The 13759-nt window shown below is 54.7% G+C and carries 13 protein-coding genes; 6 read left to right on the forward strand and 7 right to left on the reverse strand.

The features are described from left to right. Positions 1 to 83: 83 nt before the first annotated feature. Genes citG through citC form a run of 6 tightly spaced genes read right to left on the reverse strand, consistent with a single transcriptional unit; the run spans position 84 to position 5284 of the window. Positions 84 to 992, reverse strand: a complete 909-nt coding sequence (citG, locus tag EOS98_RS18925) for a triphosphoribosyl-dephospho-CoA synthase CitG (protein ID WP_001103238.1) — start codon at positions 990 to 992, stop codon at positions 84 to 86. Continuing rightward, a complete protein-coding gene (gene citX, locus EOS98_RS18930; protein WP_000679050.1) occupies positions 970 to 1521 on the reverse strand; it encodes a citrate lyase holo-[acyl-carrier protein] synthase in 552 nt (183 codons plus the stop codon). The genes citG and citX overlap by 23 nt, the downstream gene beginning before the upstream one ends. Further along, positions 1521 to 3041, reverse strand: coding sequence for a citrate lyase subunit alpha (citF, locus tag EOS98_RS18935; protein ID WP_126524294.1), 1521 nt, complete (start codon positions 3039 to 3041; stop codon positions 1521 to 1523). Before citF ends, citX begins: the two co-directional genes overlap by 1 nt. Positions 3042 to 3051: 10 nt before the next feature. Next, a complete protein-coding gene (citE, locus tag EOS98_RS18940) occupies positions 3052 to 3921 on the reverse strand; it encodes a citrate (pro-3S)-lyase subunit beta (RefSeq protein ID WP_052932296.1) in 870 nt (289 codons plus the stop codon). After that, complete coding sequence (citD, locus tag EOS98_RS18945) at positions 3918 to 4211, reverse strand: citrate lyase acyl carrier protein (protein WP_000691461.1); 294 nt, start codon at positions 4209 to 4211, stop codon at positions 3918 to 3920. The genes citE and citD overlap by 4 nt, the downstream gene beginning before the upstream one ends. Positions 4212 to 4240: 29 nt before the next feature. After that, positions 4241 to 5284 carry a [citrate (pro-3S)-lyase] ligase gene (gene citC / locus EOS98_RS18950; RefSeq protein ID WP_001181445.1) on the reverse strand — a complete coding sequence of 348 codons (1044 nt, stop codon included), beginning with the start codon at positions 5282 to 5284 and terminating at the stop codon, positions 4241 to 4243. A gap of 244 nt (positions 5285 to 5528) precedes the next feature. Here citC and citS point away from each other — a divergent pair, with 244 nt between their 5' ends. The 6 genes from citS to EOS98_RS18980 all read left to right on the forward strand — a co-directional run bounded on the left by citS (position 5529) and on the right by EOS98_RS18980 (position 12814). Continuing rightward, on the forward strand, positions 5529 to 6869 hold the full coding sequence (gene citS, locus EOS98_RS18955; RefSeq protein ID WP_058331384.1) for a citrate/sodium symporter CitS: 1341 nt from the start codon (positions 5529 to 5531) through the stop codon (positions 6867 to 6869). A gap of 158 nt (positions 6870 to 7027) precedes the next feature. Beyond that, complete coding sequence (locus EOS98_RS18960) at positions 7028 to 7270, forward strand: oxaloacetate decarboxylase subunit gamma (protein ID WP_001538909.1); 243 nt, start codon at positions 7028 to 7030, stop codon at positions 7268 to 7270. Positions 7271 to 7285: 15 nt separating this feature from the next. Continuing rightward, the gene (gene oadA, locus EOS98_RS18965; RefSeq protein WP_126524295.1) at positions 7286 to 9055 is read left to right on the forward strand and encodes a sodium-extruding oxaloacetate decarboxylase subunit alpha; all 1770 of its coding nucleotides are present in this window, start codon (positions 7286 to 7288) and stop codon (positions 9053 to 9055) included. 15 nt (positions 9056 to 9070) lie between these two features. Continuing rightward, positions 9071 to 10372 (forward strand): oxalacetate decarboxylase subunit beta, encoded by a 1302-nt coding sequence (locus EOS98_RS18970; protein WP_126524296.1) that lies wholly within the window; start codon positions 9071 to 9073, stop codon positions 10370 to 10372. Between the two features lie 134 nt (positions 10373 to 10506). Continuing rightward, positions 10507 to 12126 carry a sensor histidine kinase gene (locus EOS98_RS18975; RefSeq protein ID WP_023216942.1) on the forward strand — a complete coding sequence of 540 codons (1620 nt, stop codon included), beginning with the start codon at positions 10507 to 10509 and terminating at the stop codon, positions 12124 to 12126. A gap of 1 nt (position 12127) precedes the next feature. Next, positions 12128 to 12814 carry a response regulator gene (locus EOS98_RS18980; protein ID WP_000377415.1) on the forward strand — a complete coding sequence of 229 codons (687 nt, stop codon included), beginning with the start codon at positions 12128 to 12130 and terminating at the stop codon, positions 12812 to 12814. A gap of 21 nt (positions 12815 to 12835) precedes the next feature. Here the strand turns inward: EOS98_RS18980 and rihC are convergent, their stop codons facing one another. Next, positions 12836 to 13756, reverse strand: a complete 921-nt coding sequence (gene rihC, locus EOS98_RS18985; RefSeq protein ID WP_079842213.1) for a ribonucleoside hydrolase RihC — start codon at positions 13754 to 13756, stop codon at positions 12836 to 12838. Positions 13757 to 13759 lie beyond the last annotated feature (3 nt).

The following is a 13759-nucleotide window of genomic DNA, read 5'->3' on the forward strand; positions in this document are numbered from 1 at the left end:
GATAAACAGGGAGCGATATCAGTAAAAGACATGATTCATCCCGCAGGATGAATCATTGCTGGAGAGAATGAAAGAAGAGAAACTTACTCAGGATAGAGGGAACCGGCAGGAAAATGACTTAAAAACCAGGTCACTGCCAGTAAATCCGCGCTACCGCCAGGGCTTAAGTTACGCAGGATGAGTTCATCATCGAGGGACTGCATCGCTTCAATGCCCCCCTCAACCAATACGCCCCCTTGCCACAACAATTTTTGTGCCTGCTGCTGCACGTAGTAAAGCCCTTCCAGGCCTCCCCGTGACACCAGATTGGTATCATCATTCCACGCCATCAGATGCAACAATGTTTGCAGCAGGGCAAGATGGGTATCGTCATGCTCCTGCACGACCCGGTTAAACACCGGCAAAGCCTGCGTTCTGACGGTTCGAAAACCGCTTTCCGCTTCTCCCCGCGCGCCCGACAGGCCATAACACTGGAAATGGGTTTCACTCTTTGTCAGTTTTCCCGCTTTTTTTGCTGAGAGCTCGTGGGCAACAATATTCCGACTCAGGCGGGCAACCTGGTCGCAGATACGATTTTGCTCCAACGGTTCTCCCCGCGCGAGAAGTCGGCCAATCGCTGCGCTCAGCAGGCCAAAAGCGAAAATCGCCCCGCGATGGGTATTCACACCATTGGTCGCCTGTAGCATATCGTTCTCACAGGCCATCCCCAGCGGACGCAGCATCACCAGGACATTTTCTGCCGCCAGCGCCGCCGTGTTGTTGCCCATGATAAAAAACTTTTCCATCCACGGAGCAATGGCGGTAGTACTACGTTCAAATGCCGCCAGATCCATATCCCTATGCGCTCCCGAATTACGAATATCGACCAGACCGGGTTTTGGTGTCAGCCTGGCTTCCGTCAGCAGCGCTCTTGCAACCAACCCATTAAGTTCGCCAGCCGCCAGCGATGAGTACGCTGGCGTACGCCGTTCAGTCACAACGCTCACGTTCATAGCATTCAATCCTTCGTGCAATTTCATCCAACAAAAGGTCAAGGGTGTGATGCTTGCCCCGGGCACAGAGATGAGCATCCTGCTGGCATATCAAACATGGCCGGGCAGGATGCCCGAGTTCACGGCGTGATAGCGACTTACCGTCGCTATCAATAATGTCGATGTCCCAAAGCCGCCCTAACGGATGGCTCATCTCCAGTGTCGACATGTGCTGTTTCAACGCCATTGCCGGCGCACAGACCGCTGCCATCCATTCCGGGCCGCTGCGTTCATTTACCTGCATTTCCCAGACGTTGACCCACTCCTTCTGTTCGCAAAGCGCCAGTATTTCGGCAATTGCGTAATCGGCGACACGCCGCCAGACCGCTGAGTTTTTAACGGCGCCCGGTGCAACCAGCGTGAGGGAAATCAACGGTAGCCGATAGCAGTTCAACGCCTGACGCTGCCTGGCGGCACGTTTATCGCGCGCTTGTAGCATCTCCTCCAGCGTAACTGCCTGGCCCTGGTACAGCAGGTCTGTGCCCTTCATCAGCCTTTAACCTGGCGAATCACGTCAATCACTGAACCGTCGCGATAACGCACCACAGCCACCACCCGATCGGTAAACTCAATCGGCTGCGGTTTACCGGTCAGTTGCTCGGCGCGCTGTTGCAGTTGTTCGATGGTCATCAGCGCCACACCTGCAGCACGCAGGTTATCAAGCAGATCCTGACGCGCAGGGTTCACCGCAATACCATGGTCGGTAACCAGCACATCAACGCTTGCCCCTGGCGTGACGGTAGTCAGCACTTTTTCTACCACGCAAGGAATACGCCCGCGCACCAGCGGCGCAGTGATAATGGTCAGATCCGCACCTGCCGCAGTGTCGCTATGGCCGCCCGATGCGCCACGCAGTACGCCGTTTGAACCGGTCATCACGTTAACGTTGAAATTCACGTCAATTTCCAGTGCGCTCAGCATCACCACATTCAGGCGTTCGCATGCCGCGCCTTTAGAGGCGGGGTTCGCGTATTGATTGGTTGAAATTTCAATATGATGCGGGTTCTGCGCCAGCGAACGGGCGGCATCGCCATCGAATGATTGCGTATCCAGCAGCGCTTTGATCAACCCTTTCTCATGCAGATCCACCATCGTGCCGGTGATCCCGCCCAGGCCAAAACTCGCCGTAATGTTGTGGCGACGCATTTTGTCTTCCAGGAAACGGGTGACCGCCAGAGAAGCGCCACCGGTGCCGGTTTGCAGCGAGAAACCGTCACAAAAATAACCTGAGTGTTCGATCACATTGGCCGCCTGCCGGGCGATCAACAGTTCACGCGGGTTGCTGGACAGACGAATCGCGCCCGCGGTAATTTTTTCCGGATCCCCAACTTCGTCCACCTGTACGATCAAATCAACCTGATCCTGCGCAATACTGGCCGGATAATTGGGGAATTCGACCCACTCTTCAGTCAGGAGCACCACACATTTAGCGTACTGCGCATCAACCTGCGCATACCCCAAAGAACCGCAGCGTGACTTACCGCTAAAACCGTTAGCATTACCAAATTCGTCGCAGCACGGCACGCCGAGGAAAGCGACATCAATATTCAGCTCACCGCTCTGAATCAGTTTTACGCGGCCGCCGTGAGAGTGGATCTGTACCGGGTTTTCCATCAGTCCAGCGGAGATCTCTTCCCCTAACTTGCCGCGCAGCCCGGAGGTGTAAATCTGCCGCACCACGCCATTTTTAATGTGTTCGATAAGCGGCCAGTGGGCATCAATTAATGAGCTGGAGGCAAGCGTCAGATCGCGGAATCCCATTTCCGCCAGTTTCGCCATCACCATATTGACAACTTTGTCGCCACCACGAAACGCATGGTGGAAGGATATCGTCATGCCATTTTTAAGCCCGGAACGACGGATAGCCTCTTCAAGCGAGTCACAAATTTTACGCCGACGCTTTTCCGTTTCACTGGCAAGCCACGGGCTGTTCACTGTTACCCCTTGGTAGGGTTGTAATCCTTCCGGTACGACATATTGCTGGTTGAGCATGGTTACAGTCTCTTTCATGGTTTCTTCCTTAATCACGAATACCGGAAGCCGACAGCGCCACCACTTTGCGCGCGTGGTCGATAATCGGGCCGTCAATCATTTTGCCGTTGAGTGAAACGACGCCCAGACCGCGAGACTCAGCCTCTTCAGCGGCAGCAATCACCTCGTGCGCATGCTCAACTTCTTTACGTGTCGGAGAATAAGCCTGATGTAACAGCTCAATCTGACGTGGGTTCACTAAGGACTTACCGTTAAAACCAAGTCCTTTCGCCAACTGCACTTCCTTCAGGAAGCCTTCTTCATTATTGATATCCGACCAAACAACATCATAGGCGGCAATACCCGCAACGCGCGCCGCATGCAGCACTGCGCAGCGGGCGTAGAACAGCTCGGTGCCATCGCCCCGGCAGGTGCCCATATCCATCACGTAATCAAATGCCGCCAGCGCAATTGCCACCATGCGCGGGCTGGAGGTGGCGATGTCGACGGCATTGACCACGCCTTTCGCTGATTCGATCGCCGCCATCAGCCTGGTACTGCCGACCTCACGTCCACATTCACGTTCGATCCGTTCGACCTGCGCTTCCAGCTCCAGCACATCGTTTTTGCTGTCGGTTTTCGGCAGACGCACGATATCCGCGCCACCACGCACGACGGCCTCAAGATCGGCCAGACCGAACGGCGTGTTCAGTGGATTAATGCGCACCACTTTTTCAACATCCTGATAGAACGGATGTTGAAGCGCGTGATGGACTAAAAGACGGGCGGTATCTTTCTCACGTAACGCTACGGCGTCTTCTAAGTCGAACATCACCGCGTCCGCACCATAGACAAACGAGGTACTCAACATGGCCGCATTTGCGCCGGGGATAAACAACATACTGCGACGTGGTCTCATAACGCACTCCATTGAATTTCCGTTTGTTCTGCAGCGCGTAACGCCGCCGCCTGCACTCGGGCGCGTAAAATGCACTCCAGCGCGCCTTTGTCATCGACGCTAACCAGCGCGCGTTCAACGCCGAGTTTCGCCAGCGTTTCCCGAACCACCTGCTCAATCGCCGCGCCAAACTGCTGCTTCACCAGACTCTCTAGCTCCAGCCGAATTCCTGGCTCGCTGGATGGACCAATCCTGATCATCACATCGCTGGATTCCAGCGTGCCTGCCAGGGCATCTTTAATGATTTTCATTAGTTATGTTCCTTGTTAACGGTGTTACGTCATATGGTTTCAGTGTGTCTGGCGGCATGCCGCTGCAGATATGCCAGGGTGCCAACAGGCACCAGCGCGCTTATCGCCGGCCAATTACGTTCGCTATACAGTTTTCTGACGCGAGAGGCGGAAATAGCCACGCCGTTTTTCTCTACCCGCGCCAGCTCGACGACCTCAATAACCGGGCCGCTGCGCTTCGGATCGTGTAAAATGTCGTGCATTCGCTGGTTATAGGCACAGGTCAGCGGACAAAACGGTTCACTGCCGACAAAACGATGGGTAATCCCCAGCGCTGGAGCCAGATGTTCACGGAAGAGTTGCAGATCGATCTGGCAATGGCAGTCGTCCACAACCCCTTTTTCTTTGAGGAAATAGCCGGGAAACGTCGCACGCGAGATCATATAAGCGGAGCCGGAATGCAACGTGACGTTGTCAATGCCCGCGATTCCTTGTTCGATCAGCGCCCAACGGTCGGTATAGGAAAAAAATGAAGCATCTTCTTTGACCACAAACAGATGCAGCCAGTCACAGGCTGCCGCTGCTTGCTCCACCAGATAACGGTGGCCCAATGTAAACGGATTGGCGTTCATGACGATGGCGCCGATCGTTTTTCCCGGTTGACGATAAAGCGCCAGTTGGCGACAAAAGCGCGCTAACCGTTCACTGCTGTTCTCCATTAACACCGCCAGCTCACCTGCCTGCGCAATGGGCCAAAACCCCGCGCCAGAAAACAGCAACCGATTTTGCGGCTTAGTGAACAGGAAAAGCTCGCTGCGGTTTAACTCGTAGGCCAATGTAAGCAGCTCAGTCAGCAATTTGAGGCTGAGCCCTTCCCCTTGTAAAACCGGGGAAACGGCGATGCATTTCAGTACGTTTCCGGCCAGCGAGCCGCATCCAACTATCTCACCCTGCCAATATGCGCATACCGCGATTTCACAATCATCTTCCAGGGCGAGTCCCACGCCCTCCAGAAACATGGCGACCGACTCGCGACGCAATACATCCTTTTGCAAATAAATGCGTTTAAATATTAGATTCACTCTATTCTGCATCCGTCAGCAAATAACGTCGCATATTTCGCCAGCGTTTGTATTACTCGTCTGGAATAGACATCACACTTTCCCCCTTGCTTTTATAAGCTTTATGGTTTTTATTTCCTTAATTAACCAGAGTTAATAAAAATAATTAAATTAATTAAAAACACAACCATTCAGTGAAGATAGTCACATCTCACGGTTCATTGAATTTATTAGTATGCGCGGGTCTTGTTACCCATCAATACACAGGAAAATGTTTATGACCAACATGACCCAAGCTTCGGCGACGGAGAAAAAGGGGGCTAGCGATTTACTCAGATTCAAAATCTTTGGTATGCCGCTACCGCTTTATGTTTTTGCATTAATTACTTTATTACTTTCTCATTTTTATAATGCTATACCTACTGACTTAGTTGGTGGCTTTGCCCTTATGTTTGTGATGGGGGCCATTTTTGGTGAAATCGGCAAACGTTTACCGATCTTCAATAAATATATTGGCGGCGCACCGGTTATGATATTTCTGGTTGCAGCTTATTTTGTCTATGCTGGCATATTTACGCAGAAAGAAATTGATGCGATCAGCAACGTAATGGATAAAAGCAACTTCCTTAACCTGTTTATCGCAGTGTTGATCACAGGCGCGATCCTGTCGGTAAACCGTAAGCTGCTATTAAAATCACTGCTGGGCTATATCCCAACCATCCTCGCCGGGATTGTCGGCGCGTCCCTTTTCGGTATCGTCATTGGTCTGTGCTTCGGTATCCCGGTCGACCGTATCATGATGCTGTACGTTCTGCCGATTATGGGCGGTGGTAACGGCGCGGGCGCCGTGCCTCTGTCTGAAATTTATCACTCGGTTACCGGACGTTCTCGCGAAGAGTATTACTCAACGGCTATTGCTATTCTGACCATTGCGAATATCTTCGCCATTATTTTCGCCGCCCTCCTCGATATGATAGGCAAAAAATACACCTGGCTTAGCGGTGAAGGTGAATTGGTTCGTAAGGCTTCCTTCAAAACCGAAGATGATGAAAAGGCCGGTCAGATTACCCATCGTGAAACGGCGGTTGGCATGGTGCTATCCACCACCTGCTTCCTGCTGGCCTATGTCGTTGCCAAAAAAATTCTGCCAAGCATCGGCGGCGTCTCTATTCACTACTTCGCCTGGATGGTCCTGATTGTTGCTGCGCTGAACGCATCAGGTCTTTGCTCACCGGAGATTAAAGCCGGGGCGAAACGTCTTTCTGACTTCTTCTCCAAACAACTGCTGTGGGTGTTGATGGTAGGTGTGGGTGTTTGCTACACCGATCTGCAAGAGATCATCGATGCCCTGACGTTCGCGAACGTCGTTATCGCCGCAATCATTGTGGTCGGCGCAGTCGTCGGCGCGGCTGTCGGGGGCTGGTTGATTGGCTTCTACCCGATTGAATCATCCATTACTGCGGGTCTTTGTATGGCCAACCGCGGCGGCTCCGGCGATCTGGAAGTGCTCTCCGCCTGTAACCGTATGAACCTCATTTCATATGCACAAATTTCCTCTCGTCTGGGCGGCGGTATTGTGCTGGTTATCGCCAGCATCGTGTTCAGCATGATGGTGTAAAAAAACGCACGGCGGTGTCTTTGCCGCAAACGACCTGGAGAAAAGTAGAGGCCAAAGCCAGAGGTGGCCAAGGGAAATCCACTCTACTCCTTAGCCGGATTCACCAGGAAGGTTGTCGTCAAGGCCACCGTCGTGCCTCTCATTATGGAAAATGATTCATGAATGAAGCTGTACTACTGGGTGAAGGTTTCACCCTGATGTTTTTAGGGATGGGGTTCGTACTGAGCTTTCTGTTCCTGCTCATCTTTGCCATCCGCGGCATGTCCGCCGTGATTACTCGCTTCTTCCCGGAACCCGTCGCCGCGCCCGCACCGCGCGCCGTTCCCGTCGTGGACGACTTCACCCGCTTAAAGCCGGTGATTGCCGCCGCTATCCACCACCATCGCCGCCTTAACCCTTAATTTACGGAGGAATCCATGACCATTGCCATTACCGATGTTGTCCTGCGCGACGCTCACCAGTCTCTGTTCGCCACCCGCCTGCGCCTTGACGACATGCTGCCGATTGCCGCCCAGCTTGATGACGTGGGCTACGGCTCGCTGGAGTGCTGGGGCGGCGCCACCTTTGACGCCTGCATCCGTTTCCTCGGCGAAGACCCGTGGCTGCGCCTGCGCGAGCTTAAAAAGGCCATGCCCAAAACCCCGCTGCAGATGCTGCTGCGCGGCCAGAACCTGCTCGGCTACCGCCACTACGCCGATGACGTGGTGGAGCGCTTCGTCGAACGCGCGGTGAAAAACGGCATGGATGTGTTCCGCGTCTTCGATGCCATGAACGACCCGCGTAATATGAAAGCCGCATTACAGGCGGTGCGCAGCCACGGCGCGCACGCCCAGGGGACCCTGAGTTACACCACCAGCCCGGCGCACACCCTGCAGACCTGGCTGGATTTAACGGAGCAACTGCTGGAAACCGGCGTTGACTCGATTGCCATCAAGGATATGTCCGGCATTCTCACACCGATGGCGGCGTATGAGCTGGTCAGCGAAATCAAAAAACGTTTTGAGGTGCGCCTGCACCTGCACTGTCACGCCACCACCGGGATGGCGGAGATGGCCCTGCTGAAGGCTATCGAGGCGGGCGTCGACGGCGTCGACACGGCGATTTCCTCCATGAGCGCCACCTACGGCCACCCGGCCACCGAAGCGCTGGTGGCGACGTTGGCAGGTACTGAGCACGACACCGGGCTGGATATCCTGAAACTGGAAAACATCGCCGCGTACTTCCGCGAGGTGCGCAAAAAATACCACGCCTTTGAAGGCCAGCTGAAGGGCTACGACAGCCGTATTCTGGTGGCCCAGGTACCGGGCGGAATGCTGACCAACCTCGAAAGCCAGCTGAAGCAGCAGAACGCGGCGGACAGGCTGGACCAGGTGCTGGCGGAAATCCCCCGCGTGCGCGAGGACCTCGGCTTTATCCCGCTGGTGACCCCCACCTCACAGATTGTCGGCACCCAGGCGGTGCTCAACGTCCTGACCGGCGAGCGCTACAAGACCATTGCGAAGGAAACCGCCGGGATACTGAAAGGCGAATACGGCCACACGCCAGCGCCGGTGAATACCGCGCTACAGGCGCGGGTACTGGAAGGGGCTGAACCGGTGACCTGCCGCCCGGCGGATTTACTGAAGCCGGAGCTGGCTGAACTGGAAGCGGACGTCAGGCGCCAGGCGCAGGAGAAGGGCATCACGCTTGCGGAAAACGCCATCGACGACGTGCTGACCGTGGCGCTGTTCCCGCAAATCGGCCTGAAGTTCCTTGAGAACCGTAACAACCCGGCGGCATTTGAGCCGGTACCGCAGGCGGAAGAAGCCAGACCTGCTGCTGCCCCGGCAAAAGCCGCTGCCTCCGGCGTCTATACCGTGGAAGTGGAAGGTAAGGCCTTTGTGGTGAAGGTCAGCGACGGCGGCGATATCAGCCAGCTGACCGCAGCCGTTCCTGCTGCCTCTTCTGCTCCGGCGACGGCCCCGGCAGGTGCAGGCACCCCGGTCACCGCCCCGCTGGCGGGCAACATCTGGAAGGTGATTGCCACTGAGGGCCAGACGGTGGCCGAAGGCGATGTGCTGCTGATTCTGGAAGCCATGAAGATGGAAACCGAAATCCGCGCCGCGCAGGCCGGGACCGTGCGCGGTATTGCGGTGAAGTCCGGCGACGCGGTCTCCGTGGGCGACACCCTGATGACGCTGGCGTAAGGACGAGGAGCGGAAATGGAAAGTCTGAACGCCCTGATTCAGGGGATGGGCCTGATGCACCTCGGCATCTGCCAGGCCATCATGCTGCTGGTGAGCCTGCTGCTGCTGTGGCTGGCGATTGCGAAGAAGTTCGAGCCGCTGCTGCTGCTGCCGATTGGCTTCGGCGGGCTGCTGTCGAATATCCCGGAGGCCGGGCTGGCGCTGACCGCCCTGGAGAGCCTGCTGGCCCACCACGACGCCGGGCAGCTGGCGGTGATTGCCGCGAAGCTCAACTGTACGCCGGACGTCCACGCCATCAAGGAGGCGTTAGCGCTGGCGCTGCCGTCGGTGCAGGGGCAGATGGAAGACCTCGCCGTGGATATGGGCTACTCCGCCGGGGTGCTGGCGATTTTCTATAAGGTCGCCATCGGCTCGGGCATTGCGCCGCTGGTCATCTTTATGGGCGTCGGGGCGATGACCGACTTCGGCCCGCTGCTGGCCAACCCGCGCACCCTGCTGCTGGGGGCGGCGGCGCAGTTCGGTATCTTCGCCACGGTGCTGGGGGCGCTGACGCTGAACTACTTCGGCCTCATCAGCTTCACCCTGCCGCAGGCGGCGGCCATCGGCATCATCGGCGGCGCGGACGGCCCGACGGCGATTTACCTGTCGGGCAAGCTGGCGCCGGAGCTGCTGGGGGCCATCGCGGTGGCGGCGTACTCGTATATGGCGCTGGTGCCGTTAATCCAGCCGCCGATTATGAAGGCGCTGACCACGGAGAAGGAGCGGAAAATCCGCATGGTGCAGCTGCGCACGGTGAGCAAGCGGGAGAAGATTCTGTTCCCGGCTGTGCTGTTGCTGCTGGTGGCGCTGCTGCTGCCGGACGCGGCGCCGCTGCTGGGGATGTTCTGCTTCGGCAACCTGATGCGCGAGAGCGGCGTGGTGGAGCGGTTAAGCGATACGGTGCAGAACGGGCTGATAAATATCGTGACCATCTTCCTCGGATTATCGGTGGGGGCAAAGCTGGTGGCGGACAAGTTCCTGCAGCCGCAGACGCTGGGCATCCTGGTGCTGGGGGTGATTGCCTTTGGTATCGGGACGGCGGCCGGGGTGCTGATGGCGAAGCTGCTGAACCTGTGCAGTAAAAACAAAATCAACCCGCTTATCGGTTCGGCGGGGGTGTCGGCGGTGCCGATGGCGGCCCGCGTATCGAACAAAGTGGGGCTGGAATCAGACGCGCAGAACTTCCTGCTGATGCACGCGATGGGGCCGAACGTGGCGGGGGTTATCGGTTCGGCCATTGCGGCGGGCGTGATGCTGAAGTACGTGCTGGCGATGTAATAGTGGATGGGATACGCATGTCGTATCCCATTTTCATCCAAATTTTTTCTGAAAGAAAAGTAAGTATGAACTGGTTCAGGTTCCGGTGATGCCGAATGCAAGAAAATACCGTAATTAAATATCTAAATACCAATATGTTTATACGGGAAATTACACGCTGGTTTGCCAGACGCTCGTTTCAAAACCGGATATTTCTACTGATCCTGTTTACATCCACCATCGTGATGCTGGCAATCACCTGGTATCTGACCGATATCACGAAAGAACGCCTGCATTATCAGGTGGGCCAACGTGCGCTTATTCAGGCAATGCAAATATCCGCTATGCCAGAATTAGTTGAAGCCGTAGAGGCGCATGATTTGTCACGCATCAAAGCGCTGATTGACCCAATGCGCTCGTTTTCGGACGCGACTTACATTACCGTTGGCAACGAAAAAGGTCAGCGACTGTATCACGTCAACCCGGATGAGATCGGCAAATATATGGAGGGCGGTGATAGCGACGACGCGCTGTATAACGCTAAAAGCTACGTATCGGTGCGCAAAGGTTCATTAGGCTCTTCCTTACGTGGTAAATCCCCGATTCAGGACAGTACCGGTAAAGTCATCGGTATTGTTTCCGTCGGCTATACTCTGGAACAGTTGGAGAGCTGGCTTAACTTACAAATCAGCTCGTTGCTGTTCCCGATGGCGTTACTGCTGCTGGTACTGTTGTACTGCGCCCGCCGCTTCTCGCTGCATATTAAAAAGCAGATGCTTAACATGGAGCCGCAGCAGCTTTCACAACTATTAATTCAGCAAAGCGTGTTGTTTGAGTCGGTATTTGAAGGGTTGATCGCCATTGACTCCCATCACCGTATTACCGCCATTAACCAAACGGCTCGCCGCTTACTGAATCTGAGCCAACCGGAGTCTGAACTCATTGGCTATGCAATCCACCATGTCGTGTTGCCGGAGGCCTTCTTTTACGATGCGCCGCAAAAAAACAAAAAAGATGAGATCGTCACCTTTAACCAAATGAAAGTCATCGCCAGTCGCATGGCGGTCATTATTGACAACCAGCCTCAGGGCTGGGTTATTAGCTTTCGCAACAAAGACGATATCAATACACTCAGCCTGCAGTTAAGTCAGGTGCGGCAATACGCCGATAACCTGCGCGCCGTGCAGCATGAGCATCGCAACCTTATTTCCACCATTGCCGGACTGCTGTTCCTGAAGCGCTACGATAATGCGCTGGCGCTGATTCAGCAGCAGTCGGAAAGCCACCAGAAAGTACTCGATTTTATTTCCCATAATTTCCGCGACCACCACCTTGCGGGGCTATTAATCGGTAAATATTATCGGGCAAAAGAGCTGGGGCTGGAGCTGATTTTCGATCCTTCAAGCTTTGTTGAACACCTGCCGTCATCGCTCTCGCATAATGAATGGATTTCGATTGTTGGCAATTTATTGGACAACGCCTATAACGCCACCCTGCTCAATAGCGAAGGCTCGCGACAGATTGAGTGCCTGATCAATAGCGAAGGTAATGAAGTCATTATTGAAGTTGCCGATCAGGGATGTGGTATTGACGAAAATATCCGCCAGCATATTTTCGAGCGTGGAGTGACCACCCACAACAACGGCGATCACGGAATTGGATTATGGTTGGTGCACAGCTACGTCAAGCAGGCCAATGGCGACATTATCGTCGATAACAATAATCCTTTTGGCACCATTTTTACCCTCTATATCCCTTTTACCAGAGAAGAATAACATGGATAGCATTACGACACTCATCGTTGAAGACGAACCGATGCTAGCGGAAATCCTGGTGGATACCATCAAGCTTTTTCCCCAGTTTTCAATCGTCGGCATCGCAGACAAACTGGAAAGTGCAAAGAAGCAAATACGCCTCTATCAACCACAGTTAATTCTATTGGATAATTTTTTACCCGATGGCAAAGGGATCGATTTAATTCGTCATACCATCAGCACCAACTACACGGGGCGAATTATTTTCATTACCGCCGACAATCATATGGATACCATCAGCGATGCCTTACGCATGGGCGTATTCGATTATCTGATTAAGCCGGTACATTATCAGCGCCTGCAGCATACCCTGGAGCGGTTCACCCGTTACCGCAGTTCGTTACGTTCCAGTGAGCAGGCAAACCAGACGCACGTTGATGCCTTATTTAATATCCAGGCCAAAGAACAAACCGCAGAACCGAATAGCGGACTGCGGGGAATTGATGAAAACACCTTCAACCGGGTACGACAAATATTCGCCGACCCGCAGGCAGTACATACAGCAGACACTCTGGCGCAAATTCTGGGCAGCAGTAAAACCACTGCCCGACGCTATCTTGAACAAGGCGTGAAAAATAACTTTCTCGAAGCGGAGATCAGCTACGGGAAAGTGGGCAGGCCGGAGAGACTCTATCGCGGCAAAGTATGAGATTATGGCGCCAACATGTAATTACGGCGCACAGGCAAACACCTCAGCCACCCACTGACGAAAACCGTCCACATCCAGCGCCAGCGCCACCTGCGCGTTGGCGGGCTGCCCAAGACGCCCTTCAATATCTACCACCGTGGTACCGGCGGTATATTGCCCCTGCGTTTCTACGGCCACAAAACAGGATTGCAGGGTAAAAAGCTCCGGACGCACCAGCCAGGCGATCGCGCAGAGATCGTGCATCCGGACGCCAGTGCGCATACTACCGCTGCGATAATGGTTGAACAGGCTGTGCAACATCTTACCGGTGCGATTCAGCGCGGGCAGTTTATTCAGAAAATCTGGCGAGAGCATTGCCTGATTCGTGACGTCCAGCCCACACATCACAATCTCCAGACCGCTGCGGAACACCAGCGCCGCGGCCTCCGGATCGACAGCAATGTTAAATTCAGCATTAGGCGTAAAATTGCCGCGCCCTGCGGAACCGCCCATCAACACCAGGCGGCGAATGTTACACGCACACTCCGGATAGTGCATCAGTAGCAACGCAATATTGGTCAATGGCCCAATCGCCACCAATGTCATGGGCTCCGGGGCGTTCATCAACACATCCCGGATAGCGATAAACGCAGGCTTCGCCAACGGTTGGCGCTGATGGTCGACAAAATCATAGCCTTCCATGCCGGATTCGCCGTGGACGTATGCCGCATCGCGTAACGGACGCAGCAGCGGCGTCGCGGCCCCTTGTGCAAGTGGCACATCGGCGTCCCAGAAATGCAGAAGCTGCAACGCATTACGGGTCGTTTTTTCAACGGAAACATTGCCTGCGACGGTGGTTATTAGTTGCAGATCAAGCTGGGGGGCGAACAGCGCAGCGGCAATCGCAGCCGCGTCATCAATGCCCGGATCGGTATCAAGAATAATGTGTAGGGATGCTGTCATTAA

It is taken from the genome of Salmonella sp. SSDFZ69 (assembly GCF_004010755.1).
In the GTDB taxonomy this organism is placed as follows: domain Bacteria; phylum Pseudomonadota; class Gammaproteobacteria; order Enterobacterales; family Enterobacteriaceae; genus Salmonella; species Salmonella enterica.